General features: G+C 73.4%; 24 protein-coding genes. 7 read left to right on the top strand and 17 right to left on the bottom strand.

The window, feature by feature from the left end; all coding sequences use genetic code 11:
• The first annotated feature begins 231 nt into the window (after positions 1–231).
• Together SD460_RS26570 and SD460_RS26575 are read left to right on the top strand one after the other, a co-directional pair.
• Entirely contained in the window at positions 232–2,097 is a 1,866-nt protein-coding gene (locus SD460_RS26570; RefSeq protein WP_290062985.1) for a serine/threonine-protein kinase, read from the top strand.
• A complete protein-coding gene (locus SD460_RS26575) occupies positions 2,094–3,875 on the top strand; it encodes a serine/threonine-protein kinase (RefSeq protein ID WP_318306881.1) in 1,782 nt (593 codons plus the stop codon). Before SD460_RS26570 ends, SD460_RS26575 begins: the two co-directional genes overlap by 4 nt.
• Position 3,876: 1 nt before the next feature.
• On the opposite strand, the gene SD460_RS26580 is transcribed toward SD460_RS26575, so the two are convergent.
• Positions 3,877–4,827 (bottom strand): alpha/beta hydrolase, encoded by a 951-nt coding sequence (locus SD460_RS26580; protein ID WP_290062081.1) that lies wholly within the window; start codon positions 4,825–4,827, stop codon positions 3,877–3,879.
• A 104-nt stretch (positions 4,828–4,931) separates the two neighbouring features.
• Here SD460_RS26580 and SD460_RS26585 point away from each other — a divergent pair, with 104 nt between their 5' ends.
• On the top strand, positions 4,932–5,963 hold the full coding sequence (locus SD460_RS26585; protein ID WP_290062082.1) for a helix-turn-helix domain-containing protein: 1,032 nt from the start codon (positions 4,932–4,934) through the stop codon (positions 5,961–5,963).
• On the opposite strand, the gene SD460_RS26590 is transcribed toward SD460_RS26585, so the two are convergent.
• Together SD460_RS26590 and SD460_RS26595 are read right to left on the bottom strand one after the other, a co-directional pair.
• On the bottom strand, positions 5,956–6,915 hold the full coding sequence (locus SD460_RS26590; protein ID WP_290062083.1) for a TIGR01777 family oxidoreductase: 960 nt from the start codon (positions 6,913–6,915) through the stop codon (positions 5,956–5,958). The genes SD460_RS26585 and SD460_RS26590 overlap by 8 nt on opposite strands.
• Before the next feature lie 31 nt (positions 6,916–6,946).
• Positions 6,947–7,825 (bottom strand): LysR family transcriptional regulator, encoded by an 879-nt coding sequence (locus SD460_RS26595; RefSeq protein ID WP_290062084.1) that lies wholly within the window; start codon positions 7,823–7,825, stop codon positions 6,947–6,949.
• 114 nt (positions 7,826–7,939) lie between these two features.
• On the opposite strand from SD460_RS26595, the gene SD460_RS26600 reads away from it, so the two are divergent.
• On the top strand, positions 7,940–9,121 hold the full coding sequence (locus SD460_RS26600) for an MFS transporter (protein ID WP_290062085.1): 1,182 nt from the start codon (positions 7,940–7,942) through the stop codon (positions 9,119–9,121).
• Here SD460_RS26600 and SD460_RS26605 read toward each other — a convergent pair.
• Complete coding sequence (locus SD460_RS26605; protein ID WP_290062086.1) at positions 9,106–10,434, bottom strand: jacalin-like lectin; 1,329 nt, start codon at positions 10,432–10,434, stop codon at positions 9,106–9,108. The two genes, SD460_RS26600 and SD460_RS26605, sit on opposite strands and share 16 nt — an antisense overlap.
• Positions 10,435–10,481: 47 nt before the next feature.
• Positions 10,482–11,135 (bottom strand): prepilin peptidase, encoded by a 654-nt coding sequence (locus SD460_RS26610; RefSeq protein WP_290062087.1) that lies wholly within the window; start codon positions 11,133–11,135, stop codon positions 10,482–10,484.
• Between the two features lie 169 nt (positions 11,136–11,304).
• Here SD460_RS26610 and SD460_RS26615 point away from each other — a divergent pair, with 169 nt between their 5' ends.
• Both SD460_RS26615 and SD460_RS26620 read left to right on the top strand, forming a co-directional pair.
• Positions 11,305–12,159 carry a universal stress protein gene (locus tag SD460_RS26615; protein ID WP_318306882.1) on the top strand — a complete coding sequence of 285 codons (855 nt, stop codon included), beginning with the start codon at positions 11,305–11,307 and terminating at the stop codon, positions 12,157–12,159.
• Positions 12,160–12,199: 40 nt separating this feature from the next.
• On the top strand, positions 12,200–12,610 hold the full coding sequence (locus SD460_RS26620) for a hypothetical protein (RefSeq protein ID WP_290062593.1): 411 nt from the start codon (positions 12,200–12,202) through the stop codon (positions 12,608–12,610).
• Here SD460_RS26620 and SD460_RS26625 read toward each other — a convergent pair.
• Entirely contained in the window at positions 12,603–13,190 is a 588-nt protein-coding gene (locus SD460_RS26625) for a TetR/AcrR family transcriptional regulator (protein ID WP_290062592.1), read from the bottom strand. The two genes, SD460_RS26620 and SD460_RS26625, sit on opposite strands and share 8 nt — an antisense overlap.
• A 37-nt stretch (positions 13,191–13,227) precedes the next feature.
• Here SD460_RS26625 and SD460_RS26630 point away from each other — a divergent pair, with 37 nt between their 5' ends.
• The gene (locus SD460_RS26630) at positions 13,228–13,563 is read left to right on the top strand and encodes a cupin domain-containing protein (RefSeq protein ID WP_290062591.1); all 336 of its coding nucleotides are present in this window, start codon (positions 13,228–13,230) and stop codon (positions 13,561–13,563) included.
• Positions 13,564–13,687: 124 nt separating this feature from the next.
• Here SD460_RS26630 and SD460_RS26635 read toward each other — a convergent pair whose 3' ends face one another.
• From SD460_RS26635 to SD460_RS26685, 11 genes are all read right to left on the bottom strand, one after another.
• Complete coding sequence (locus SD460_RS26635; protein ID WP_318306883.1) at positions 13,688–14,692, bottom strand: pectinesterase family protein; 1,005 nt, start codon at positions 14,690–14,692, stop codon at positions 13,688–13,690.
• Positions 14,693–14,712: 20 nt separating this feature from the next.
• A complete protein-coding gene (locus SD460_RS26640; RefSeq protein ID WP_318307212.1) occupies positions 14,713–15,483 on the bottom strand; it encodes a pectate lyase in 771 nt (256 codons plus the stop codon).
• 253 nt (positions 15,484–15,736) lie between these two features.
• On the bottom strand, positions 15,737–17,011 hold the full coding sequence (locus SD460_RS26645) for a pectate lyase family protein (RefSeq protein ID WP_318306884.1): 1,275 nt from the start codon (positions 17,009–17,011) through the stop codon (positions 15,737–15,739).
• 10 nt (positions 17,012–17,021) lie between these two features.
• On the bottom strand, positions 17,022–17,954 hold the full coding sequence (locus SD460_RS26650; protein WP_290060983.1) for a DUF6807 domain-containing protein: 933 nt from the start codon (positions 17,952–17,954) through the stop codon (positions 17,022–17,024).
• Complete coding sequence (locus SD460_RS26655) at positions 17,951–19,228, bottom strand: Gfo/Idh/MocA family protein (protein WP_290060984.1); 1,278 nt, start codon at positions 19,226–19,228, stop codon at positions 17,951–17,953. Before SD460_RS26655 ends, SD460_RS26650 begins: the two co-directional genes overlap by 4 nt.
• Positions 19,215–20,357, bottom strand: a complete 1,143-nt coding sequence (locus SD460_RS26660; protein ID WP_290060996.1) for a Gfo/Idh/MocA family protein — start codon at positions 20,355–20,357, stop codon at positions 19,215–19,217. The genes SD460_RS26655 and SD460_RS26660 overlap by 14 nt, the downstream gene beginning before the upstream one ends.
• Entirely contained in the window at positions 20,354–20,914 is a 561-nt protein-coding gene (locus tag SD460_RS26665) for a DUF624 domain-containing protein (RefSeq protein ID WP_290060986.1), read from the bottom strand. Before SD460_RS26665 ends, SD460_RS26660 begins: the two co-directional genes overlap by 4 nt.
• A gap of 4 nt (positions 20,915–20,918) precedes the next feature.
• The gene (locus SD460_RS26670; protein ID WP_290060987.1) at positions 20,919–21,764 is read right to left on the bottom strand and encodes a carbohydrate ABC transporter permease; all 846 of its coding nucleotides are present in this window, start codon (positions 21,762–21,764) and stop codon (positions 20,919–20,921) included.
• Positions 21,761–22,723 carry a carbohydrate ABC transporter permease gene (locus SD460_RS26675; protein ID WP_290060988.1) on the bottom strand — a complete coding sequence of 321 codons (963 nt, stop codon included), beginning with the start codon at positions 22,721–22,723 and terminating at the stop codon, positions 21,761–21,763. Before SD460_RS26675 ends, SD460_RS26670 begins: the two co-directional genes overlap by 4 nt.
• Before the next feature lie 3 nt (positions 22,724–22,726).
• Positions 22,727–24,025: an ABC transporter substrate-binding protein gene (locus tag SD460_RS26680; protein WP_290060989.1), complete on the bottom strand. Its 1,299-nt coding sequence runs from the start codon at positions 24,023–24,025 to the stop codon at positions 22,727–22,729.
• Positions 24,026–24,236: 211 nt separating this feature from the next.
• The gene (locus SD460_RS26685; RefSeq protein ID WP_318306885.1) at positions 24,237–25,418 is read right to left on the bottom strand and encodes a Gfo/Idh/MocA family protein; all 1,182 of its coding nucleotides are present in this window, start codon (positions 25,416–25,418) and stop codon (positions 24,237–24,239) included.
• Positions 25,419–25,589 lie beyond the last annotated feature (171 nt).

Raw genomic sequence — 25,589 nt, forward strand, 5'->3', positions numbered from 1 at the left:
GTAGGCGGCTGACGCCGCGGGTGCGTCGCCGAGGGCTTTGGGCGTCGCGCCGGGCCTGGAGGTCCCGACGCGGACGCGCCCTGAACGGGACTTTCCTGGCATCGGATGCCAGGAAAGTCCGCTTCAGGGCGTCACATGCCGGCAACGTCCCCTTCGGGGCGGCGGGACCAGTGGGGGCGTTCCGGGCCACCGCGGCCGGCCGACGATCTACCATCGCCCGCGGAGGTGGGTGTGGAGCCGTTGGGACCGGGTGAACCGGCGCGGGCTGGGCGGTACCGGCTGCTCGCCGCCGTCGGGGCGGGTGCGATGGGGCGCGTGCTGCTCGGCGTCGCGCCCGACGGCAGGCTCGCCGCCGTCAAGCAGGTGCACCGGCAGTTCGCGCACGACCCCGGCTTCCGCGAACGGTTCCGCCGCGAGATCGAGGTCTCGCGGCTGGTCACGGGTGCCTACACCGCCGCGGTGATGGACGCCGAGCCGTTCGCGCCGGTGCCGTGGCTCGCCTCGGTGTTCGTCGCCGGGCCGTCGCTGCAGGAGGCCGTCGACGCGACCGGGCCGCTGCCGCCCGCCGCGGTCCGGCAGCTCGCCGCCGGGCTGGCGGCCGCGCTGACCGGCATCCACCGGGCCGGGCTGGTGCACCGCGACCTCAAGCCGGGCAACGTCCTGCTCGCCGAAGACGGGCCGCGGGTCATCGACTTCGGCATCGCCCGCGCCGCGGAAGGCGGCACCGACCTGACCCACACCGGCGTCATCCTCGGCTCACCGGCGTTCATGTCGCCGGAGCAGGCCGACGGGCGGCCGCTCACCCCGGCGAGCGACGTCTTCTCCCTCGGCGCCCTGCTCGTCCTCGCCGCCACCGGGCGCAGCCCGTTCGCCGGGGCGTCGGCGCCGCAGTCGCTCTACAACGTCGTCCACACGCACCCGGACCTGCGGGCCCTGCCGCCGGACCTGCGCGCGCTCGCCGAGCCGTGCCTCGCCAAGGACCCCGCCCGGCGTCCGACGCCGGCGCAGCTGCTCGAACGGCTCGGGCCGCTGCCGCCGGTGCAGCGCCCGTGGCCGCCCGCCGTGCACGCGCTGATCGCCCGCCGCCAGGCCGAAGTCGACGCCGTTGTGGCCAAGCCGCCGAAACCGCGACGACGGGGTCTCCGGATCGCGCTCGCCGCCGCCGCGGCCGCCGTCGTCCTGGGCGGCACGATCACCGCCGTCACCCTGCTGGACGACGACGAGAGCGCCACCGCGGCCCCGGCGAGCAGCGCCCCGGCCGCGACGACGTCCGCGCCGAACCCGGACCCGCTGGGCCCGGACAAGCTGCGCGGCGGCGACCCGTGCGCGGTGCTGCCGTCGGTGCCCGGCACCGGGAAGCTCACCCCGAAGATCGGCGTGCACTTCTTCGCCTGCACGTACGAGACCGCGCAGGGCCAGTGGCTCGAGCTGACCATCGGCGGCCCGGTGGCCGCCAAGGGCACGCCCGCCGGGGAGCTCGAAGGCCGTCCGCTCAGCGTCGAAGACGAGTCGACGCGCTGCACCGCGTCGGTGCCCGTCGTGGACCGCCCGGCCGCCACCATCGGCGTCGAAGCCGGTGACGCGGCCGAGAAGTTCGCCAAGCCGTGCGACGCGGCGAAGTCCGCCCTCGGCGAAGCCGTGAAGCGCCTCAAGACCATGAACTCCCCGGCGCCGCAAGGGAGTCTCGCGCCGGTCGACCCGTGCGGGCTCGTCCCGGCGGCGACCGCGCAGCGGATCGTCGGCCCGGTCACCAAGGTCGAGCCGAACGGGCTGCACGAGTGCCACTGGCAGGTCGGCGGCGAGGTGACGCTGACGCTGGAACGCGGCACCCGGCCGTTCGTGTCGAAGGACTCCTACTACGACTCGGCGGGCACCGTCGACCTCGGCGGCGTGACCGCCTTTTACACCACGAAGCGGTTCAACCCGGCGAAAGTGCTGTGCAGCCTGAGCTGGGCGCACCGCGCGATCGACGAAGGAACCTCGGAGAACGTGACCGTCTCCTACAGCACGTCCGCCAGTTCGCTGAGCCCCGAAGAGACCTGCCGGCAGACGCAGGACTTCGCCAAGGCGGCCCGGCCCGGGCTGCCGAAGCTGTGAAGCCGCTCGAAGCGGGCGAGGCCCGCACCGCCGGGAAGTACCGCCTCGTCGCCGAACTCGGCGAGGGCGGCATGGGCCGCGTCCTGCTGGGCGTGGCCCCGGACGGCCGGCTCGTCGCGCTCAAGCAGGTGCACGCCGAGTTCGCGCGCGACCCGCACTTCCGCGGCCGGTTCCGGCAGGAAGTCGTGGCCTCGCAACGGGTTTCCGGGGCGTTCACGGCGGCCGTCATGGACGCCGATCCGGACGCCGAGACGCCGTGGCTGGCCTCGGTGTTCGTCACCGGGCCGTCGCTGAAGGAAGCCGTCGAGGCCACCGGGCCGCTGCCGGCCGAGGCCGTGCGCCGGCTCGCCGTCGGGCTGGCGAGCGCGCTGATCGAGATCCACCGCGTCGGTCTCATCCACCGCGACCTCAAGCCCGGCAACGTCCTGCTCACCGGCGACGGCCCGCGCGTCATCGACTTCGGCATCGCACGCGCGACCGAGGGCGGCGCGGACCTCACCGGCACCGGCGGCATCGTCGGCTCCCCCGCGTTCATGTCCCCGGAACAGGCCGAAAGCCGGCCGCTGACTCCCGCGAGCGACGTCTTCTCCCTCGGCGGCCTGCTCGTCATGGCGGCGACCGGGCGCGGGCCGTTCACCGGCTCCACCACGGCGCAGCTGCTCTACAACGTCGTGCACGCCGTCCCGGACCTGACGGGAGTGCCGCCCGAGCTGCGCGCGCTCGTCGAGCCGTGCCTGGCCAAGGACCCGGCGCGGCGGCCGTCACCCCAGCAGATCCTGGACTTCCTCGGCGCGGTCCCGCCCGGGTCGTGGCCGCCGGCGGTGCACGCGCTGATCGACGCGCAGGACACCGCGATCCGCGCCGCGCTGGCGTGGCCCGTGCCCGAACCGCTGCCCGCCCCGCCCCAGCGGCGCCGCTGGGTGCCGGCCGTCGCGGTACTGGCCGCCGTGGCCGCGCTCGCGGCGGGCAGCCTGGTCGCGATCGGGCTGTTCCGCGCGGATCCCCCGCCGCCGAGCCAGCAGCTGGACCCGGTGAGCCTCGAGACGCTGCGGCGCACGGATCCCTGCAAGGTGCTGGACGGCGTCTCCGTCCCGGACACCGGCAAGCTGCAGGCCGAACCGGATCCGCTGTACTTCGACCGCTGCGACTACAAAACCCGCTCCGGCGCCAAGATCGGCGTCAAGCTGGGCGACCGGATCTACGTCGAGGGCGGCCGGCCCGCCGAGGACCTCGACGGCCGGCCGGTGCTCTTCTCGGAGATCAGCGGCAGCACGTGCGACGCCAGCGTCCAGCTCCCCGCCCAGCCCGAACTCGGCGTGACGGCGCTGGCGAAGACGTGCGCGCTGGCGAAAACCGCGCTCCGCACGGTGCTCCAGCGCCTCCGCGACGGCGGGATCGGCTACGCCCTGCCGCCGGGAACGCTGCTCGCGCTGGATCCGTGCCAGGTGGCCGCGAAGCCCGAGGCCGTGCTCGGGCCCGTCCGCCAGGTGACGCTGAACCGCCTGCGCGAGTGCGAATGGACGGCCACGACGTCGCTGCGGCTGACGTTCGAGAAGCTGACCGTGGTCCCGGAGGAGGGCACCCCGGTCGACCTCGGCGGGGTGCCCGCCACCCGCCGCGAAACCGGCGACAGCTGCACGGTGAGCTGGAACCACCGCCAGTTCGACGCGAAGCAGGCCGAGCACGTCCGGCTCTTCGCGACGAAACCGGGCGGCGGCGCCTGCGACGCGGCGGTGGCGTTCGGCACCACGCTGGCGGGCGAGCTGCCCCGGCCGTGAGTCAGACGCGGAGCCCGCGGCGCAGGGCGTCGACCTCGTCGGCGAACATCCGGCGCGAGATCGCCGCCGCCTCGACCATCCCGGAGCCGTGGAACGTCCCGGGGTAGTGGCGGAGCTCGACGGCGACCCCAGCGTGCGCCAGGCGCTGGGCGTACTCGATGCCTTCGTCACGCAGCGGGTCGAACTGGCACGTCGTCACGAACGCGGGCGGCAGGCCGGCCAGGTCGGTGGCGCGGGCCGGGGCCGCGTACGGGGAAACGCCTTCGCCACCCGGTTCTTCGCCGAGGTAGCTCGTCCAGCTGAAGACCGCGTTCGGGCGGTTCCACACCGGGGTGTCGGTGTACGCCCGCATCGACGGGGTGCCGAGCCGGTCGTCGAGTTCGGGGATGCCGAGGTACTGGAAGGCCAGCGCCGGGCCGCCGCGATCACGGGCCAGCAGGGCGACGGCCGCCGAAAGCCCGCCACCCGCGCTCTCGCCGGCGACACCGAGGCGGGCCGGGTCGACGCCCAGCTCGTCCGCCTTGGCTTCGAGCCAGGTCAGGGCCGCGTAGCAGTCTTCGAGCGGCGCCGGGAACGGGTGCTCGGGCGCGAGCCGGTAGTCGACCGACACGATCACGATGCCCAGCTCGTCGACCAGCCGCAGCAGCGAGGCGTGGAACATGTCCAGGTCGCCGAGGACGAACCCGCCGCCGTGGATGTAGAGCAGGCCGGGGACGGCTTCGGTGCGGCCGGCCGGGGTGTAGACGCGCACCGGCACGTCCGGGGCGTCCGACGGCCCGGGCACGGCGGTGTCCCGGACGTCGATCGCGGTCGTGGGTTCGTAGCTCGGCAGGACGTCGCCCAGCTCCGTCATCGAAGAACGCGCGGCCAGCAGGGATTCGCGGTCGGTCAGGGTCACCGACGGCAGCATGTCCAGCCAGGGCAGCAGCTCGGGGTCGATCGCGTAGGTCATGGCACCGATCATCGGCCGCCCGCCCCGCGCCGGCCACCGCCACGCGGCGGGCGTTGGCGGGACGGAACTCGCCATCCGGCGGCGGGCGCGCCTATCGTGGCGGCATGAAGGGGCTGCTGCTGCGGCTGTCCGGGCTCGACGCCGACGCCGAGAACGCCGTACGGGTGATCGGGTTCTTCGACCGCTTGATCACCGCGCACGCCGGCTTCGACACCCTGGTGCGCACCACGGCCGACCTCGCCGGCTGCCCGGTCGGCGTGCACGCGCCGGGCCGGGGGCTGTCGCTGCGCGCGGCTCCCGGTGCCGGGGTTTCCGCGCCGGGAACGGCTCCGCACGGGGCCGCGGCCCGCGAGCTCGAGGGCGGGGTGGTCGTGTGGGTGGCCCGGGCGGGCGCGCCCGTCCCGCTCGACGACATGCTGCTGGAGCGGTTCGCCATCGCCACCGCGATCCTGCTCGAACACTCCGGCGTCCCGCACCCGGAGCTCGGCGACCCGGCGCTGGTGGAGCTGGCGCTGACGGAGGACGCGGGCACGGCCGAGCGGTCGCGGGCGTTGCACCTGCTCGGATTCGGCCCTTCGGCCCGGCTGCGCGTAGTGGCCACGGCCGGCGGAGAGGTCCCCTCGGGACGCTCGGCGGTGCTGGGCACCGTGCGGGCGGTGCTCACGGCGGAAACGGACCCGCTGCCGGCCGGGCGAGCGAGCAACGGCAGCGGCGGCCGCGTGGGTGTCGGGCCCGGAGTTCCGGCGATCGAGGTGGCCCGGTCCTGGGCTGCCGCGCGCACCGCGCTGCGGCTCACCTCGGACGACGAGCCCGTGGTCCGGTGGGAGCACCTCGGCAGCCTCGCCGCCTTCGACGGCGTGCTGGACCCCGGCGGCCTCCCCGACGTCCAGGCGCTGGACCGCCTCGCGGCCGAGCCTCACGGCGAAGACACCCTCGCCGCGCTCTCGGCGTTGTGCGCGACCGGCTCGGCCCGCAAGGCGGCCGCCGTGCTGCACCGCCACCACAGCACGATGCCGTCCCGGCTCGCGCGGGCCGAGGCCGTCCTCGGCTTCGACGTCGACTCCCCCGCCGGCCGCTTCCGGCTGCACCTCGCGCTGATGTTGCGGCGGCTGCGGGACAACGCCGAGTTCAGCTGACCGTCCTCAATGGACCTCGCACCAGGTTTTCCGCCGCGGCGGGCCACGCCGGGTACTCGAAGGCGAACCCCGCGTCCAGCAGCCGTCCCGGCACCACGAAACGGCTCTTCAGCAGCAGCTCCGGGTCGCTGCGCAGCACGAACGCGCCGATCGACGCCATCCACCGCGTCGCGGGCAGCCCGACCGGGACGCCCGCGGCCGCGCGCAGCGCCCGCAGGAAATCCCGGTACGGCAACGGTTCCGGGGCCGCCAGGTTCACCGGGCCGCTGAGCTCGTCGTGCGCGATGAGGAAGTCGATCGCCCGCAGCAGGTCCGCTTCGTGGATCCACGACATGTACTGCGCGCCGCCGGCGACCGGGCCGCCGAGGCCGAGCCGGGTCAGGCGCAGCAGCATCTCGAACGCGCCACCCGGTTCCGGGCTCATCACCATCGCCGTCCGCAGCGCGACCTTGCGCGTGTGCGGCGTGGCGGCGGCCTCCTGCTCGCGCTCCCACGCCCGGGCGATGTCGACGCTGTAGGCCCAGTACGCGGGCGCGTCCGGCTCGGTGCCGCCCAGGACGCCGGTGGTTTCGTCGTTCGGGGCGTCGTAGCGGTGCGCGTAAATGGTCGCCGTGCTCATCTGCAGCCAGACCCGCGGCGGCCGGGCGGCGCGCTCGATCGCACCGCCGACGACGCGCACAGAGTCGATGCGGGAGTTCCACATCTCGCGCAGGTTCGCCTTCGTGTAGCGGCAGTTCACCGACCGGCCCGCCAGGTTGACGACCACGTCACTGCCGTCGATCTCGCGCGTCCACGGACCCGCGCTCCGCCCGTCCCAGCGGACGTGGCGCACTCCCGGTGCCGCGGTGGGTTCCCCTCGGGTCAGGACGACGACCTCGTGCCCGCTGCCGGCGAGCGCCCGGCTCAGCACGCGCCCGAGGTGACCGGTCCCGCCTGGTATCACGACCTTCATGACCCCACCGTACCGAAAGAGTTGAACGCGTTCAAATACTGTTCGCGACCAGGTCGAGCAAGGTCCTCACCGCCCGGCTGGGCGGTTTCGCCCCGGCGGTGACCAGGTTGAGCGGCCAGTCGAGCCCGGCGCCCGCCAGCGGCCGGACCACGACGTCCGCCTCGGCCGGCCCCGGCGTCTCCGGCACGACCGCGACGCCGAGCCCGGCCCGCACGTACCCCGGCACCGGGCGCAGGTCGGCGACTTCGACGGTGACCCGCCGCGGCGAGCCGAGCGCGTCGAAGGCGCGGTCGAGCGCGACCCGGTTGCCGAACCCGCGTGGCGTGTCGATGAAGTCCTCGCCGGCGAGGTCGGCGAGGCGGACCGCCTTGCGGGCCGCGAGCCGGTGCGTGGCCGGCAGCACCACGACGAACGGCAGCGTGTCGACGCGCAGGACGTCCAGCCCGGCGAGGTCGGTCTCGGGCAGGCCCACCAGCGCGACGTCGAGCCGGCCCTGGCGGACCTCTTCGGCCAGTCCGGTCGACCCGGTGATCGACACCGTCACGTGGATGTCCACCAGCGGGTAGCGCCGGTGGAACGCCCCGAGCAGCGCGGGCAGGTCGACGCCGATCGACGTCAGCGTGCCGATGCGGAGGCTGCCGCGCAGGCCTTCCGACGCCTCCTGAACGGTCGCGCGCGCCCGTTCGAGCGCCTCGATCGCGGCCTTGGCCTCGGGCAGGAACGCCGCGCCCGCCGCCGAAAGCGCGACCCGGCGGGTGGACCGGTCGAACAGCCGCGTGCCGAGCTCGGCTTCGAGCGACCGCACGGCGGCGGACACGGTGGACTGCACCGCGAACACCCGCTGGGCGGCCCGGGTGAAGCTGAGCTCCTCGGCGACGGCGACGAAGTACTCGAGCTGACGCGTTTCCATGGGATCAAGTTATCGGCTGCATCGATAACTGGCACCAGGACTTTTCGTTGGACTTGCTGAGTCGGCGGGGACATCGTGGACAGCGGAAGATCCCTGGCGTCCTGGAAGGTCCCGATGTCCGTCACCCTCTCCCCCGCCCGGCTCCGCGTGAGCCACGGGCTGGGGTTCCGCGTCGTCGCCGTCGCGTTCGCGACCGCGCTCGCGTTCTCCACCGTGCCGACCCCGCTGTACGCGCTTTACCAGCGGCGCGACGGCTTTCCCGCCTTTCTGGTGACCGTGATCTTCGCCGCCTACGCGGTCGGGGTGGTGCTGAGCCTGTACCTGGCCGGGCACGTCAGCGACTGGCTGGGCCGCCGCCGTGTCCTGCTCGCCGGGCTGCTCGCGGAAGCCCTCGCCGCCGCGATGTTCCTGCTGTGGCCGGACGTCCCCGGCCTCATCGTGGCCCGGCTGATCAGCGGCGCCGGGATCGGCGTGATCTCCGCGACGGCGACCGCGCACCTGTCCGAACTGCGGGCCCCGGCCCTCACCGCGACCGTGGTGAACGCCGGCGGCCTGGCCGTCGGCCCGCTGGTGGGCGGGCTGTTCGCGCGCTTCGCCGACCATCCGCTGAGCACGCCGTTCGCGGTGTTCCTGGTCGTGCTCCTGCTCGAAGCGATCGCGGTGAGCCTGGTGCCGGAGACGGTGGAGCGCCGCGAAGAGCGCCCGGCCTACCGCCCGCAGCGGCTGTCACTGCCGCCGTCCGCCCGGCGCGAGTTCACCGGCGCCGCGCTCGGCGCGTTCGCGGCGTTCGCGCTGAGCGGCCTGGTCATGGCCCTCGCCCCGGCGCTGCTGGCGAACGACCTGCACGAGCCGTCCCGCCTGCTCGCCGGGCTGGCGCCGTTCACGATGCTGGGCAGCGCGGCGCTCGTCCAGATCGTGTTCGCGCGCCTCGGCACCCGCTCGCAGCTGCGGTCCGGGTACGCGCTGATGGGCGCCGGCCTGGTGCTGCTGACGGGGTCGGCGTTCGCGGCCTCGCTCCCGTTGTTCTTCGTGGCGAGCGTGCTGGCGGGCGCCGGGTTCGGCCTGGGCTTCCGCGCGTCGGCGGGCACGGTGGCGGCCCTCGCGGACGACCTCACCCGCGGCGAGGTGCTGGCGGCGCTGTTCCTGGTGGCGTACACGGGACTTGTGCTGCCGGTACTGCTCATCGGGCTGGCACTGCTGGTCGCCCCCGGACCGGTGGTGCTGGCCGGGTTCGCGGCGCTGGAGCTGGCCCTGCTCGGCTGGTCGGCGCGACGCACCGCTCAGCGCCGGGTGTAGACGAAGCCGATCTTGTCGACCTCGCCGCCGGCGCGGCCGTGGAAGGCGGCGAGCTGCCAGCCCGCCGGTGCCGTGCGCGTCACGCAGTCCGGCGTCGGCGAGCCGCCCGCCAGGGTGCGGCCGGTGCTGGTCGTGAAGGCCGCCGAGAAGATCCGGGTGTGGCCCTGGTAGCTGCCCTGGCACACCGTCGCCGTCGTGACGTGTTCACCGGCCGCGAGCGTCAGGGTGGCCGCCGTTCCGCCGGCACCTCCGTGGACCAGCGCCGTGCCGTTCTCGAGCGTCACCCCGAGCTGGTCCAGCCGCGAGCCGGCGCGCAGCGACAGCGTCCGGACGCGGGCGCCCGCCGGGACCGCGCCCGCGTCGGTGAAGTAGTCGCCGTGGGGGCCGCCGAACTGGTCGGACAGGCGCAGCGCCGGGTTGCGCGTCCAGCCGAAACGGACGGTGACCGGGTCGTGGTCGGACAGCATCCGGCCCGCGTCGTCGAGGAACTTCGCGTGCTCGTTGTGGTACGCGGTCGCGTCCAGGGACACCAGCGGGCTGCCGCGGTAGAGCACCTTGTCGACGACTTCGCAGTCGTCGGTGACGTTCTGCGGGTCGCACACCAGCGCCGGACTGCCCGGCGCGGGCGCGGCCCCGCCGCGGACGAGCTTCACCCAGGCGTCGGTGAGGCCGTTGTCCGCGGCGAACTCGGCGATCGTGTCCGCCGCGCGGGTGTAGCGCGTGTTCGTGTCGCCCATGACGAGCACGGCGTTGCCCGCCGAACGGCCGCGGATGAACGCCGTCAGCTGCGCCAGGTTCGCCGCGCGGGACGCCTGGTCGCCGTCGTTCGTGCCCGCGTTGGTGTGCACGTTGTAGGTGTCGACGTAAACGCCTTCGGCGAGCCGCAGCCGCATGAAGGTGAAGCCCTTGGGGGTCAGGCAATCGCCCGAGTCGAACTGGCACGAGTTCCAGCGCACGCGCTCGAAGTCGTCGACGTCGTAGGGCAGCGACGACAGCGTGTTCAGGCCGCTGCCGATCCCCGCGCCGCCGCTCGTCGGGGTCCGGTACGCGTGCTGGTCGGCCGCGTAGAGCGTGGCGTGGTAGTTGAAGTCCTCCTCCACGTGCACCACGTCGTACGGGCCCAGCCGCTGCCCGATCGCCGTCGTGGCGGGCGCGCGCGGGGTCGGCGCGCTCGAAATGCCTTCCGGCAGCCCGGCGACGTTGTAGCTCAGCACGGAGAAAGTGCCGCCGTCGGCGGGATCGGCGTGCGCGGTGGCCGGGACGAGCGCGGCGGCCGCGCACGCGAGGACCACGGCGGCGAAGCGGTTCTTCACGGGGTACCTCGATCTCCCGGGGACGGGTGACCGGAATGATAGGCGCGTCAAGCCGCCACCACGAAGACGGCGACGAGCGCGGCGGCGATCATGAACGGCCCGAACGGCAGCGCGGTGTCGCGATCACCCCGCCCGGCCGCCAGCACGACGACACCGGCCACCGCGCCGAGCAGGAAGCCGCCGAACGCGCCGAGCAGCAAGGCCGTCCAGGAGAGGTGGGCGAGGAGCCCGCCCAGGAGGCCGGAGAGCTTGACGTCGCCGAAGCCCATGCCTCGCGGGTGGATCAGGGCCAGCAGCAGGTAGAAGGCGAACAGCGCGGTCCCGCCGATCCCGGCGCGGGCCAGCGACCACCAGTCGTCCCGGCACCAGGCCGAGACGGCCAGCAGGACGGCGAGCACCGGGTAGGAGGGCAGCACGATCGCATCCGGCAGCCGGCGGCAGTCGAAGTCGATCAGCGCGAGCGCGACGCCGATCGCGCCGAAGTAGAGGTAGGCGGGCAGGTGCGGTGGGTCGAGCCGCAGGGTCAGCAGCGCGAAGAGGACCGCGGTACCGAGCGCGACGAGGAAGTGGCGAGCGCTGACCGGGCAGCGGAAAGGCGGACGGACGACCGGCTCGCCCCGCGGCACCCGCTGGACCACGAGGTTGAGGAACGACCCGACGAACAGCCCGAGCACCGCGGCCGCCACGACCAGCACCGCCATCGGTTCCTCCGGACCGTTCGAGGGACCCGGCCGATCTTGCCGGAGCCGGAGGTGGGCCGCGACCGGACGGATCGGGCGGCCGGCCAACCCCTACTGCCGGGCGCGAGCGAACCCCACACATCCCGCGAGACGCTCCCGGCCGCGACCGCGCGGGCCTACAGTCTTGGGAATGACCGGACCGCCGATCGTCACCGGGGTGGACGGGTCGGCCGAGTCGCTCGACGCCGTGCGCTGGGCCGCGCGGACCGCACGACTCCGGGGCGCTCCCCTCGAGGTCGTGCACGCCCTCGACGTACCCGCGCTGCTCGCCGGCGGGGTCGTGCCGCCGCCCGACGAGCTCGTCGACGCCCTGCGGGCGCGGGGGCGGCGGGCGCTGCGGACCGCCCGGGAACTCGCTGCCGCGCAGGGGGTTCCCGACGCCGTCACCCGGCTGGACTCCGATCGCGCGGCGCAGGCGCTGATCGAGGCGTCGCGGTCCGCGGCGCTGCTCGTCGTCGGGTCGGCCGGGCACGGGCGGCTCACCAGCCTGCTGGCGGGCTCGGTCGCCGCGGCCGTCGGGACGCACGCCCGGTGCGACACCGTCGTCGTCCGCGGGGACAGCTGGGACGAGCCGGGCGCGGCGGAGCGCCCCGTCGTCACCGGGATCGACGGCAGCGAAGCCGGCTCCCGGGTGCTCGCCGCCGCGGTGGCCGAAGCCCGTGCCCGCCGCGCCCCGCTCGTCGTGCTGCACGCCTGGGCGGACACCCCACCGCCGCGCCAGGATCCCCGCTGCGTCACCGAGGCCGGGCACCGCCTGCTCGGCGAGCGGGTGCTGGCCCACGACACCGGCGACGTCGAGGTCGAGCGGGTCCTGGTGCACGCCCACCCACGGCGGGAACTGATCGAGCGCAGCGCCGGCGCCCAGCTGGTCGTCCTGGGCGACCGCGGCCGCGGCGGCTTCCCCGGGCTGCTGCTCGGCTCCACCGGCCAGGCCCTGCTGCACCAGGCGGCCTGCCCGGTCCACCTGGTCCGCACCACCGCGTGAAGAGAAGCGGAACGGAAGCGGCTTCCGCCACGATGCCACCATGAAGACTGCGATCCGAGCCGGGCTGGCGGCCGCGCTGGCGAGCGCCACGGTGCTGGCTGCCCCCGCCCAGGCGGGCACGATCAGCCAGAAGACCGGCGTCTGCACCTCCGGGAGCTTCGGCGGCTCGTTCACCCTCAAGTACGAGACGTCCGGCGGCTACCACCACATGATCGGGGCGACGACGTCGTCCGGCCCGTACATCGGCGACGCGGGCAACCTGCTGCTGCGGATCTCCTACCGCGATGGCTTCACGATCCACACGATCTACACCCGGTCGGTCCCGACGTCGGGGACCACGAGCCTGACGCTGCCCTCGGGCCTCGACGTGCCGGTGACCGCGATCGGCTCGGCGGCGACGACGTTCAGCAACGGCACCGACTCGTGCGTCGCGACGGTGCCGATCACGTGAGAGCCGCCCGCAGGATGGCCCGCCCGGACCCCGCCAGCACCTCCGCCGCCCGCGTGCGGTCGAGCCCGCCGATGTCGGTCAGCCACACCAGGGACTCGATGCCGGTCGCCGACCGGATCGCGACGGCGAGGCCGTGGACGTCCAGGTCCGGGTGGGTGTCCGCGAGCGGGGACAGCGCCTCCTCGATCCAGCGGATCGCCCGGCCGCGGCGCAGCACCGGCTGCCGGGCGCCGGGCTCGAGGGACAGCCGGAGCTGGGCACGCAGCTGCGGTTCCCAGCGCAGGGTGAAGGCGATGAACTCGCGCAGCACCAGCTCCAGCCGCACGACGGGGTCGGCGGGCGCGTCCGGGGGCAGCAGACCGGCGTCGTCCTGGATCTCCGGGTAGGCGGCCAGCAGCAGCTCGCGCTGGTTGCGGAAGTACCGGTAGGCCGTGGTGCGGGAGATCCCCGCCGCGGCGGCGGCATCCTCGACGGTCGGCGACCCACCGTCCGCCAGCAGCGCGTGCGCCGCCTCGACCAGCGCGGCCCGGGTCCGGCCCTTCTGCCGCTGTCTGCCGGTGGACTCATATGGTACTGGCATGCCATCATGGTACTCACGTCCCACGAAGGAGGCGGCCATGACCGGTGACCCGGCCGAAACGAACCCCGAGCTGTACCAGGTGGTCTTCGAGAACGAGCGGGTGCGCGTGCTGGAGTACCGCGACCGGCCCGGCGACCGGACCGCACCCCACCGGCACCCCGACACGGTGATGGTCACCCTCAGCGCGTTCAGCCGCCGCATCTCCTCCGGCGGCCGCGAGGTCGGCGTGGACCTGCCCGCCGGGGCGGTGCGCTGGGTCGCGGCGCAGGAGCACTCGGGCGAGAACGTCGGCACCACCCCGACGCACTCCTTCTTCATCGAGCTGAAGGAGCCCGGCGGGGTGGTCGCCGAAGCCGCGCTGGGGCCTGCCTAGCGCACGTCGCAAGCCGGGTGGCGAGCGCCCCAATGTGGCGTTCGGTGCGTCTGACGCACCCAATGCCACATTGGGGCGCTTGGCCGGGCCGGCGGAGCGTCGCCGAGTCGGCGTTGGGGCCGGGTCAGTGCACCGGATTCCACCCGTCGCCGCCCGCGAGGTAGCGCTGCGCGGTGAAGTTCGCCGCCTGCGCGGCGGTGAGCTGCGGCCGGTCGGTGCCGGTGCCCGCGCCGGCACCGGTGTTGCGGTACTCGAAGAACCGGGCGTCCTGCCACGAGAAGCCCGACATGTCCGTCCACGGAGCCGCCTTGATCGCCGCCGGCAGGGCTGTCTCGCGGATGACGACCTGCGCGATCGCGTCGGCGTCCCCGCCGGGGTGCCACGGCCGGCCCAGGTAGAAGCTCGCGGCCGCGGCCGGGCTGAGCACGCGGCTGCCCACGATCAGGAAGCCGTACGGGTTCGCGCGCCGGGTGCTCGCCGCGGTCAGGTAGCCGTTCGGGTTCGAGCCGCGGTCGAGCGCGGTGATCGTCGCCCGGTCGAACACCGCGGTGGCGCGCCCGAAGAGGAAGTCGACGTCGCCGCTGATCGCGCAGTTCCGGTAGTACTGGCGGCCGGGCGTGCCCACGGCCGCGGTGTCGGCGTAGAGCGTGTCCTGGTGCCCGAGGAAGGTCACGTTGTCGAAGACCATCCGGTCGCCGGTCGTCTTGACCGCGACCGCCTGGGTGGCGGTGATCTCGGGATGGGCCTTGCGGTCGAAGGAGTTGCGGAAGGTCAGCGCGGTCGCGGTGAAGCCGTTCGCGGCGATCGTCGCGGTCGCGCTGCCCGTGGTGCCGTAGGTCGACCCGTCCGGTTTCTTCGTCCCGCCGGCGTTGTCGTAGTCGACGACGACGTCGGCCGCCTTGCCGGTGGTCCCCCGCAAGGTGACCCCGGTCTTGGCCGCGGGCACGGTGATCACCTCGCGGTAGGTGCCGGGCTTGATCGACACGGTGCCGCCCGCCGGCACCGCGTCGATCCCGGCCTGGATGGTGGTGTACGTGCCGGTGCCGTCCTTGGCCACGACGACGTCGGCGGCCGCGGCACCCGCCGGCGGGGTGATCAGCGCCGCGACGACGAGCAGGGTCTTGAGCACGACGTCTCCCTGGGAACGGACTACCGGTAGGTGATGTTCGCGGTGGTGTACAGGCAGTTCACCGAATCGGGGCCGGTGCCGATCTTCGTCGGCTCGCCGCTGGTGACGCCCTTGTACTTCTGGCAGGGCTCGATCTTGCGGCTCGAGTCGCCGACGATGGTGATCCGAGTCAGCTTCGCGGTGTCGCCGTAGTTGGTGTTGATGCCGACCAGCGCCTTGCCCGGCACGGTGGCGGTGACGTTGTCGACCACGACGTCGCGCTTGTACTGCGTCTTGCAGTTGCCGCAGGAGCGGTACAGCTTGCCGAAGTCGGTGACCTCGAAGTTCCGGATGTACATGGTGCCCGGGCCGTTGTGCTGGAACACCTTGTCCGACGCCTTGCGGGCGCCGCCGCCGTCGATCGTCATGGTCTGCGAGGCGGCGGTGCCCTTGAAGGTCGCGGCGTCCTCGCCGACGTCCTCCCACCAGACGTTGAGCAGCGTGCAGGTGCCGAGGCAGTGCACGCCGTCGGCGGCCGGGCTGCCGAGGACGACGTTCTTGAGCGTGGTGCCGTTGGCGAGCTGGAAGAGCGGGTCCTGGCCCTCGTCCTGGCCGCCGGACCCGAGGTCGCCGGTGCCGTAGAACCGCTTGAGCCCGCCGTCGTAGGTGCCGCTGGTGACCTTGATCGTCGCGCCCACCGCCACGCTCGAACTCGGGCTGGGCCAGGTGGCGGCCGACGCGCTCGCGCCGGTGCCGGCCGCCGCCGAAACCACGAGCGCCGCGACGGCGGTCACCCGGATCATCCGGGAAATCACTGGGGAAACCATTCACCACTCCCTGGTCTGATTCTTCAATCGGCGCTGAGGAAAACGTCCGACCGGGTTGTGAAAGCGCTTTCTCGTCACCGAGTTTCTGGTTGCGGGCCGTCGGTGTCAACGGCGTTCGCCGCGGGCCGCCGTCAAGTCGCCCGGATGGTCGCCGCCCGCGCGCGTTTTCAGAAAACCCCGAAAGTATCGAACGCGCCCGGTCGTGGGTGGTAAGTCGGGTTCTAACCCGACTTACCACTCACGACCGCGGACCGGCACCGGCGAGCACGCGGGCCGGGACCTGCCACGCCGGGTCGAGGCGCGCCACCAGGGTGGGCGTCCAGCCGGCGTCGGGGCCGAGGTCCGGGTCGTTGGCCGCGTTGTACTCGGCCAGCAGATCCACCGGCCGGGGCCCCGCCGTGCCCGTCGCCACCAGTGTGCCGGTCGCGTGCAGCACCGTGCCCTTCCAGTACTTCACGAGCGCGCCCAAGGGCACCGAAGCGGGAATCCGGAAGAAGTTGTTCTCCGCGTGAATGCGCGATTCCACGCCGACGCCCAGCGAATACGTGTAGGCCGCCGCGTCCCGCACCGCGTACAGGTTGTCGTAGACGTGCACCTGCCCGTACCGCACCCGCGGCGCGCGCTGCCCGATCCCGGAAAAGAGGTTGTGGTGCACGGTGACCCGCAGCTTCCCGACGTCGTGGGTGGGCTTGTCGGTGTTGCCGATCAGCATCGTCTTGTCGTGGTCGTGCAGCCGGTTGTACGACACCGTCACCAGGTCCGAGCCGGTGACGATGTCCAGCAGGCCGTCGTGGACTTCGTACTTGCGGCCGAAGTAGCTGGGCTGCCGGTCGTTCCCGCCGTCGCCGAAGTCGTTGTGGTCCACCCAGACGTGGGTCGCGCCGGCCAGGTCGACGTTGTCGTACTCGGAGTTCCAGTTGCCGTCGGCGCCGTCCAGCGGGTCCCACTGCGGGAAGCAGTCGTGCGCGTCGGCGAAGCTCAGGTTCCGCAGGATCACGTTGTCGCCGGTGACGCGCAGGGTCAGCCCGTGCAGCGTGCCGTGGTCGCCGATGATCGTCGTGTTCGGGCCGACGTCGAGCACCACCCGCGCCGCCTGGTTGGCCTGCGATCGGGCGCGGGCCTCCTCCAGCGGGCCGGACGGCTCGACCTTCCCCCAGGTGGCCGGGTCGTACGCCGCCAGGTACGCGGGCAGGGTGTAGCCGGGGTCGGCGAAATCGGCGCAGCTCAGCGGCCGGTCCTCCGCGTCCGCGTTGCCCTCGATGGTGCCGCGGACGCGGATGATCTTCGGCGCGCCCGGGTCCGCCGCCAGCGCTGCGGCGAGTTCGGAGCGCTTGGTCACCGTGCGGATGCTCCCGGCGGCCGCGCCCCCGGTCGTCCCGGTGGTCGCCGCGGCCCAGCCGTCGCGCGCGCCGAGCACCACGCGGCCGGGATCGTGCCCGTGCGCGGACGCGGGCGCGGCCGCGCAGGTGAGTCCGATCAGGGCGAGGCACCCGGCGAAAGCCTTCCAGCGCATGTCCGTCCCTTCAGTCGGCCGCCCGGACCGCGAGCTCGGACAGCCGGGCGGGGTCCGGCTCGCCGTCGACGACGACGAGGTGGTGGGTCAGCGTCAGTTCGCCGCCCGGTTCGAACCGCCACGGCCGGTGGTAGGTCGTGGCGAAGCTGACCACCGGGAACGGCTCGGCGCGGACGTACCAGGCCGTCGGGTACGCGGGGTTGACCGGGCTGTCGGCGAACAGCAGCGTCGAGGTCCGCAGGCTGACGTCGTGCCGCCCGGTGAAGGCGAGCCACGGCGCCCGGTGCCCCATCGCGCCGGCCGCGGTCCGCCCGTCCGGCGTCCGGACTTCGCCGCCGACGAACGAGCGCGGCCCGCGCCAGAACAGCCCGCCGTAGCCCGCGGTGTCCCGTCCTTCGGTGACCGGGCTCCCCCAGCGCAGCTCGCGGCCGCTGGTGTTGCGCAGCCGGCTGGTCCAGGTGAGCGTCCAGTGCCCGCCGTCGGCGTCGCCGGAGACGTCGCCGAAGCGCAGGGTGCGGTGCTCGGTGAGCCAGCGCCGCCCGGCCGCCGTGTGCCAGGCCAGCTCGTGCCGCAGTTCGCAGTGCCCCGGCGCGGACACCAGGCTTTCCCAGCGGACGTGGCCGACGCCGCCGTGGTTGCCGAGCGGGGTGTACCCGCGGCCGCGCACGTAGGTGCGGCCGCCCCAGAAGTTCTCGCCCGAGAGGTGGGCCATGGTGAACTGCAGGCCGTTGTGCCACGGGTGGTCGTGCGGCCGGACCGCGGTCACGACCTCGCCCGCGGTGGTGCGCAGCGGGTGCAGGTACGGCTTCGGCGAGTCCCCGGCCGGGGTCGGCGGCGCGATCACGTACTCGGCGAGGACGAGCTCGCCGAGGTGGACGCGCACCCGGCTGTCGTCGGCTTCGGCCAGCTCCAGCGTCCCGTCCCCGACCGCCGCGCGGCTCACGCCCGCTCCCCGATTTCGGCGAGCAGCTCCGCGACGGCGATCGGCCGTCCGGTCGCCAGCGAGCGGTTGGCGGCCAGCCCGGTGAGCAGCGCCGCCAGCCCCGCCTCGTGGCCGGCCGCGCACCCGAGCGCGTCCGGCTCGGCCTCCCCGAGCAGCTCGGCGAGCATCCGTTCGTCCCCGCCGCCGTGCCCCTCGCCGAGGGCCTGGTCGAGCACGACCTCGGGCGGTGCCCAGAGCCGTTGCACCGTCAGCCGCGCGCGGCCGGGTTCGGCCCGTGCCCCGGGTGGGAGGTCCCCGATGGACCCCGCGTGCTCGTTTTCCCGGACGTCGAGCTCCAGCCGTCCCTCGCTGCCGGCGAAGGCGACGCGGTAGCCCTCGCGCGGCGAATACGCGTGGAGGTGGTAGTTCAGCACCGCCCCGCCCTCGTGGCGCACGAGGACCGACAGGTCGTCCTCGATCGTGATGCCGGGCGCGAAGACGTTGCGGTCGCGCAGGTAGCCGTCCTCGGTCTCGGCGTCCCGGTAGAGGGCGCGCAGCCGGGGCGAGCGGTCGAGGTCGAGCGCGAACGGGTCGCCGGTGGTGCCGGTGCCCCGCACGTACTCCGTCCGCTGCCCGTGCCGCCGCCCGTTTTCCTCGCCGTAGAAGAACAGCTTCCCCAGCGCGAACACCGTCTCGGGCCCGCGGCCGAGCCACCAGTTGACGAGGTCGAAGTGGTGCCCGGACTTGTGCACGAGCAGGCCGCCGGAGTTCGCCTTGTCGCGGTGCCAGCGGCGGAAGTAGTCGGCGCCGTGCGCGGTGTCGAGCAGCCAGCTGAACTCGACCGAGCCGACCTCCCCGATCGCGCCGGCCGCGAGGAGTTCCCGGACCCGGCGGTGCACCGGGTTGTAGCGGTAGTTGAAGGTGACGCGCACCGAGCGGCCCGTCTCGCGCCGCGCGGCCAGGATCCGCCGGGCGCCCTCGGCGCCGGTGGTCATGGGTTTTTCGGTGACGACGTCGCAGCCGGCCTCGAGCGCCGCGACGACGTAGTCCGCGTGCGTGTGGTCCGGCGTGCACACCACGACGACGTCGATGCGCTCCTTCGCCAGCATGGCGGCGAAGTCGCCGGGCGGGTAACAAGGCACCGCCGTGCCCAGCCAGCCGTTGTGGACGCGCATGCGGGTTTCGCTGGCGTCGCAGAAGGCGGCGAGCTCCGCGCGCGGCGACGCGGCCAGCGCGCCGGCGAACAGCCCGGCCCGCGAGCCCAGGCCGACGATCGCGTACCTACGCACCGGCATCACCTCTCTTTCCGGCGCGCGCACCGGCGCCGGTCCAGGGCAGGGCGAGTTCGGAGAAGAGGGCGAGCCGCTCGGCGGCGGTGTCGACCGCGGCGTCGACGCCCGGCACGACGTAGTGCCGTTCGGCGCCGGTCCCGACGGCCCGGACCCACTCCCCGGCCAGCGGCCGCGGCTCGGGCGCGTCGCGGACCGCCTCGACGAGCGCGGTGAACGCGCGGGTCGCGGACAGGGGCGCCCGCAGCGCGACGCCGTCGCGCAGGTGCTCGACGAGGTTGACCAGGAGGTCTTCGGGCGGGCCGACGGGGACCGGCGTCCCGCGGATCTCGAGGCGGTCGGTCTTGTACTCCCAGCGGATCCGGCCTTCGGTCCCGTGCACGAGGACGTAGGGCTGGTGATCGGCCGCGGCGGCGAGCGTGGCCGCGACGACGACGTCCGGCGCGCCGGCGAACGCGAGCCGCGCGCACGCCGTGTCGTCGGATTCGATGGCACGGGCCCGGTAGAGCTCGACGCTCAGCTGGTCCGGGAGCAGGTGCGCGGTCCCGCCGAGCAGCAGCGCGGTCGCCACGGCGTGCGCGAAGGGGTTGGTGAGGGCGCCGTCGACGACCGCCAGCCCACCGACGCGGCGCCGTCCGGCCCACCCGGTCCGCCCGAAGTACCGGTCCCGCCGGATCCAGGCCCCGGCGGCGGAGATCCCGGTGACCGTCCCGACTTCGCCGCGGTCGACGGCCGCCCGGACGAGCGGGACGGCGGCCGAGCCGAAGCTCTGGAACCCGGTCTGGCAGGCGAGGCCGCGGGCGAGGTGCTCGAGTTCGGCGAAGGCGTCGAGGTCGAGTACCGGGGGCTTCTCGACGAGGAGGTGGCAGCCGGCCTCGAGCGCCAGTCGCGCCAGGGGCAGGTGCGTGTGCGGCGGCGTCGCGACGACGGCGATGTCCGCGCCGGCGACGAGTTCGGCGGGGTCGGTGGTGAGCTTCGCCGAACCCGGGAGGAGCGCACGCGCTTCTTCCGGTGGCTCGCGGACGTCGCACGCGCCGGCGAGGACGACCTCCCCGCGATCGTGCAGCGCCCGCGCGCGGCGCAGGTGGGTGAGGGCGTGCCCGGCGGTCCCGAAGACGACGACGGCGGGGATCACGATCGCCCGCCGGTCGCGACGGCGGCGAGGCACAGCGGCCCGGTGATGACGAAGGCGAGGATGGGCAGCATCCAGACGAGCACGGCGGACACCCCGATGGCGGCGGCGAGAAGGGCGGCGCTGCCGGGCAACGCGACCGACTCACGCGCGGCGGCGAGGGCGGCCCGGCGCCAGGACGATTCACCCGACGAGACCGCCTCGCAGGTCCGCACCGCCACGATCGCCGCCGCTCCGGCCAGCACCCCCAGTACCGGCCGGAGCACACCGGCGCCCGGCAGCGAGCCCGCCACCTCCAGGTCCACCGCGAACACCACCACCGCGGCCAGGCACCCGAGCCCGAACAGCACGCCCTCGCGGGCGACCGACCGGAAGTCCGCCCAGAACGTCGTCCACAGTGGACCGCCCACCCCGCGCCGGGAGCGTTCGACCGCGCGGCAGCCCGCCACCAGTGCTGGTGCCGCCGTCAGCACCGGCACGGAGGCCAGTGCCACCAGCAGTCCCGCCAGCAGGCAGTCCGAGAACTCCCCCAGGCCCGCCCGCCAAGTCGCTTCGCGCATCCCCTCACCCCTTCAGGCCGCTGGTGCTCACGCCCTCCACCAGCAGGCGCTGGAAGGCGAGGAAGAACAGCACGATCGGGACCAGCGCGAGCGCGGACATCGCGAACATCGCGCCGAAGTTGGACTGGCTGCTCGTGTCCACGAACAGCCGCAGCCCCAGCGGGACCGTGAACTTCTCCGTGTCGTTCAGGTACACCATCTGCGTGAAGAAGTCGTTCCACGTCCAGATGAACGTGAAGATCGACGTCGTCACCAGCGCCGGTTTCGACAGCGGCAGCACCACGTGCCAGAACGTCCGGTAGACCGAACAGCCGTCGATGATCGCGGCTTCGTCGAGCTCGCGCGGGATGCCGCGCATGAACTGCACGATCAAGAACACGAAGAACGCCTCGGTCGCCAGCAGCTTCGGCAGGATCAGCGGGACGAACGTGTTGACCAGCCCTGCCTGCTGGAAGATCACGTACTGCGGGATCAGCGTCACGTGGTAGGGCAGCATCAACGTCGTGATCATGAACGCGAACAGCGCGCCCCGGAACCGGAAGTCCAGCCGGGCGAAGGCGTACGCGGCCAGCGAGCAGGACAGCACGTTCGCCACCACCGACAGCCCGGCCACCAGGAACGAGTTCAGGAAGAAGCGGCCGAACCCGACGTCCGCCGCGCCTTCCCAGCCCTTCGTGTAGCCGTCGAAGACGAACCGGGTGGGCAGCAATGCCAGCCGCGACAGGATCTCGTCCGGCGGCTTGACCGACGCGAACGCCAGCCACACCAAGGGGTACAGCACCACGGCCACGATCACCAGGCACAGCACGTGCCAGCCGAACGACCGGGCGGACCTCGGGAGCGCCGTCATCCGCGCTCCTCGGCGTCGTCGTAGAACACCCACAGCTTCGCCGTGCGGAAGACGATCGCCGTCACGATCGCGATCACCGCCAGCAGCACCCACGCCATCGCCGACGCGTAGCCCATCCGGAAGTCCTGGAAGCCGACCTCGAACAGGTAGAGGGTGTAGAACAGGTCCGCGTCGGCCGGGCCGCCGCGGCCGCCGCCGATCACGAACGCCGGGGTGAACGCCTGAAACGCGTGAATGGCCTCCATCACCAGGTTGAAGAAGATCACCGGCGACAGCATCGGCAGCGTGATGTGCCGGAAGCGGCGGAACGCGCCCGCGCCGTCGATCGCCGCCGCCTCGTGCAGTTCCGCCGGGACCTGCTTGAGCCCGGCCAGGAAGATCACCATCGGCGCGCCGAACTGCCACACCCCGAGCAGCACGATCGACGCGAGGCTGAACCGCGGGTCGTCGACCCAGCTCGGCGTGTGCCAGCCGAAGAACGCCAGCACCTCGTTCACCGGGCCGCCGCCCATGAACAGCGCCCGCCACACCAGCGCCGCCGCGACACTCGCGCCGAGCAGCGAGGGCGCGTAGAACGCCGCCCGGTAGAAGCCGTTCGCTCCGCGGCGGGTGTTGAGCAGCATCGCCACCAGCAGCGACACCGTCAGCTTCAGCGGCACCGAAACCAGGACGTAGACCAGCGTGACCTTCACCGACTGCAGGTAGCGGTCGTCGTCGGTGAACATGTGCGTGAAGTTGCCGAAGCCGACCCAGCCCGGCGCGGTGAACATGTCGTAGTCGGTGAACGACAGGTACAGCGAGACGACCATCGGGCCGACGGTCAGCGCCACCGCGCCGAGCAGCCACGGCGTCAGGAACGCGAAGGCTTCCGGCTGGCTCTTGCGGCGGCGCCGGGCCGGCCGGACGCGCACGGCCGCTTCGGCGGCGACCGGCGGGTCCGGGGTGCGCACGATCGTCATCGGCTAGGACAGCCCCTTCTCGGCTTCGGTCATGAAGCGGCTCACGGCGTCGTCCACGCTCATCCGCCCGAACGCGACTTCTTCGTACGTCCGCTGGAGGAGCTTCTGGATCGCGCCGGCTCCCTTCGGCGGCACCGGTGGCGCGGCCCCGAGCTTCGGTTCGAGCGCGGCTTCGAAGTCGTAGAGGGTCTTGTCGTTGCCGGTCGCCGACCCCGCCAGCTGCGCGCGGACCTTGAGGTTCGGGGCGAGCCCGCGGTCGGTCCCGACGATCTTGCCCACTTCGGCGTCGTTCACCAGGAAATCGACGAGCTTCGCGCCCGCCTCCTGCTGCGCGCTGCGGGCCGACACGGCCAGGAACATCGACGGACGGCGGTACTGCCCGGTGTCGCCGGGCTTGTCGGTCGGGTACGGCGCGACGTTCAGCGGCTTGCCGTTCGCCTTCTGGTACGCGGGCAGCAGGTTGTCGTAGGCGAACTCGGAGCTCGTCAGCTTCTTGCCCAGGGGCGACTGCTCGGGCGAGGTGTTGTAGGACGCCGTGACGTCCGCGGGCGAGGCACCCTTGCCGTCCCGGAACCCGCTCGCGAGCTGCCAGTAGCGGCGCAGGTCGTCGGCGGTGAAGCCGAGCTTGCCCGCCGGGGTGTAAAACTGCTTGCCCTGCTGGCGCAGCCAGACCTCCAGTGCCGTGTCGAGGATGCCGAAGTCGGTCGTGCCGCGCGCGGAGAACCCGCCGGCGGCGCTGACCTTCCGAGTCGCTTCGGCGTACTGCTGCCACGTCAGGCCCTGGGCCGGGTCCGCGCCGGCCGCGGTGAAGGCGGCCGGGTCGTAGATCATCGCCGGGGTGTTCTGCGCCCACGGCACGGCGTACCGCTTGCCCTGGTACACGCCGGTGGCGGCCAGCTCGGGGTTGACGTCGGCGAGGGAGATCGCCTTGCCCGCACCCTGGTTCAGGTCGGCGAGCACGCCGCGGCCGCCGTACTCGGCGAGGTACCGCGTGTCGACGTTGAGCACGTCCGGCGGCTTGCCACCGGCCGTCTGCGTCGCCAGCTTTTCCCAATAGGCCGCGTACGCCGAGAACGACGTCTGCACCTTGATCTTCGGGTTCTTCCGCTGGAACAGCTCGACGGCCTTCTTCGTCAGGTTCGCGCGGCCGTCGCTGCCCCACCAGACGAAGGTGATGGTCACGTCCCCGTCGCCGGCGCCGGAGCCCGAGCCGCACGCGGCCACCCCGGTCAGCAGCAGGGGAACCACCACGGCCAGCGCGGCGGCCCCGCGCCCGGTCCCACGCCCAGTTGTCCGCCCCATCGAAATCTCCGTCCTCGGCCGGTCAGCACTTTTCTGAAAACGCTGTCAGCGCGCTCACGGTAGGCAGTGCGCCGCACCGGTGTCAACGGCCGATCGGGACGTACAACCCTTGTGCAGCAAGGGTTTCAACAATTCGGAGGCACGTCGAGAAAGCGCTTACAGCGGCCGGGTGGAATACCGGGGCCGCCAGCGCGATGGGCACCGGCGCGCGCTATCCGGTGCGGTGCGCGGCCCCCGCGGCGGCACTCGCCCACGGGACGCCGATTTCGGAGAACAGCGCCAGCCGGTCCGCGGCGACGGCGACCTCTTCGCCGATCCCCCGGACCACCGGGTGCCGGCCCGCCCCTTCGCCGGCCGTGCGGATCCAGCCCGCCGGGATCCGCGACGGCGACGGCGCGTCCCGGACCGCCTCGACCACCGACGCGAACGCCCGGGTCCACGCCAGCGGCGCGAGCAGCGGCACCCCCGCCGGGTCCCGGTGGTGCGCGATCAGGTTGCGCAGCAGGTCGGCCGGTTCGCCGAGGGGGACGCGCTCGTCGTCGAGCTCCAGGCGGTGGCTCTTGTACCAGAACTTCGCGCGCCCCTTCGTGCCGTGCACGACGACGTAGGGCTCGTGGTCCTGCTCCGCGCACAGCGAAGCGGCCACGACGATCTCGGGGCCGCCGGTGAACCGGATGCGCAGGCACGCCGTGTCGTCGGCTTCGATGTCGCGCGTGCCGTAGAGCTCGAGCGCGATCTCCGCCGGGTCGCGGCCGCCCGCCCCGCCGACGAGCAGCGCGGTGGCCACCGCGTGGGAGAACGGGTTGGTCAGCGCGCCGTCGACGACGGCCTCGCCGTCGAGCCAGCGGCGGCCCGCCCACGGGTTGCGGCGGTAGTAGGCGTCGGTGCGGATCCACGCGCCCGCCGCGCCGACCCCCGTCACCTCCCCGAGCCGGCCCGCGGCGATCGCCGCGCGGAGGACGGGCAGGGCGGGCGAGCCGAAGCTCTGGAACCCGGTCTGGCAGGCCGCGCCGGATTCCGCGGCCAGCAGGCTCAGCGTGGTGAACCCGGCGAGGTCGAGCACCGGCGGCGTTTCCAGCAGCAGGTCGCCGCCCGCCCGCAGGACCGCGCCGCCGGCCCGGACGTGCGCGTGCGGCGGGGTCGCGACCACGGTGATGTCGGGGCGGCACCGGCGGAGCAGGTCGTCGACGCCGTGGTGCGCCGTGGCGCCCTCGGGCAGCAGCGCGACCGCCGCGGCCGACGGCTCCCGGATGTCGGCCATGCCCGCGAACCGCACCACGCCTTCGTCGTGCAGGATGCGCGCGCGGTGCAGGTAGCTGAACGCGTAGCCCGACGTGCCGACGACGGCCAGCCTCGGCGGGTCCGCGGCGGTGCGGCTCCGGCTCCCCGACATGGGTCTCCGATCGGCGGGGCCCGCCCGGGCCGCGCGGAAGGTGACGAACTGGGTCAGGTGTTCGGGAGAAACTTCAGGTCGTCACGGTAAGGCGTTCCCGACAAGGGTGTCAATGTCCGTCGAATCCGTCGAAAAACGGTGCTCCGAATGGCGGTGAGCGATTCGAGATAG

Origin of the sequence: Amycolatopsis solani (assembly GCF_033441515.1) — a bacterium.
Taxonomy (GTDB): domain Bacteria; phylum Actinomycetota; class Actinomycetes; order Mycobacteriales; family Pseudonocardiaceae; genus Amycolatopsis; species Amycolatopsis solani.

Bases quoted from the DNA above. Each gene is read 5' to 3' on its own strand.
- SD460_RS26680 (WP_290060989.1), bottom strand. From the start codon at position 24,025: ATGGGGCGGACAACTGGGCGTGGGACCGGGCGCGGGGCCGCCGCGCTG.
- SD460_RS26610 (WP_290062087.1), bottom strand. From the start codon at position 11,135: ATGGCGGTGCTGGTCGTGGCGGCCGCGGTGCTCGGGCTGTTCGTCGGG.
- SD460_RS26585 (WP_290062082.1), top strand. From the start codon at position 4,932: ATGAAGGGGCTGCTGCTGCGGCTGTCCGGGCTCGACGCCGACGCCGAG.
- SD460_RS26670 (WP_290060987.1), bottom strand. From the start codon at position 21,764: ATGACGGCGCTCCCGAGGTCCGCCCGGTCGTTCGGCTGGCACGTGCTG.
- SD460_RS26645 (WP_318306884.1), bottom strand. From the start codon at position 17,011: ATGCGCTGGAAGGCTTTCGCCGGGTGCCTCGCCCTGATCGGACTCACC.
- SD460_RS26590 (WP_290062083.1), bottom strand. From the start codon at position 6,915: ATGAAGGTCGTGATACCAGGCGGGACCGGTCACCTCGGGCGCGTGCTG.
- SD460_RS26665 (WP_290060986.1), bottom strand. From the start codon at position 20,914: ATGCGCGAAGCGACTTGGCGGGCGGGCCTGGGGGAGTTCTCGGACTGC.
- SD460_RS26595 (WP_290062084.1), bottom strand. From the start codon at position 7,825: ATGGAAACGCGTCAGCTCGAGTACTTCGTCGCCGTCGCCGAGGAGCTC.
- SD460_RS26615 (WP_318306882.1), top strand. From the start codon at position 11,305: ATGACCGGACCGCCGATCGTCACCGGGGTGGACGGGTCGGCCGAGTCG.
- SD460_RS26600 (WP_290062085.1), top strand. From the start codon at position 7,940: ATGTCCGTCACCCTCTCCCCCGCCCGGCTCCGCGTGAGCCACGGGCTG.
- SD460_RS26655 (WP_290060984.1), bottom strand. From the start codon at position 19,228: ATGCCGGTGCGTAGGTACGCGATCGTCGGCCTGGGCTCGCGGGCCGGG.
- SD460_RS26625 (WP_290062592.1), bottom strand. From the start codon at position 13,190: ATGCCAGTACCATATGAGTCCACCGGCAGACAGCGGCAGAAGGGCCGG.
- SD460_RS26675 (WP_290060988.1), bottom strand. From the start codon at position 22,723: ATGACGATCGTGCGCACCCCGGACCCGCCGGTCGCCGCCGAAGCGGCC.
- SD460_RS26685 (WP_318306885.1), bottom strand. From the start codon at position 25,418: ATGTCGGGGAGCCGGAGCCGCACCGCCGCGGACCCGCCGAGGCTGGCC.
- SD460_RS26580 (WP_290062081.1), bottom strand. From the start codon at position 4,827: ATGACCTACGCGATCGACCCCGAGCTGCTGCCCTGGCTGGACATGCTG.
- SD460_RS26620 (WP_290062593.1), top strand. From the start codon at position 12,200: ATGAAGACTGCGATCCGAGCCGGGCTGGCGGCCGCGCTGGCGAGCGCC.
- SD460_RS26630 (WP_290062591.1), top strand. From the start codon at position 13,228: ATGACCGGTGACCCGGCCGAAACGAACCCCGAGCTGTACCAGGTGGTC.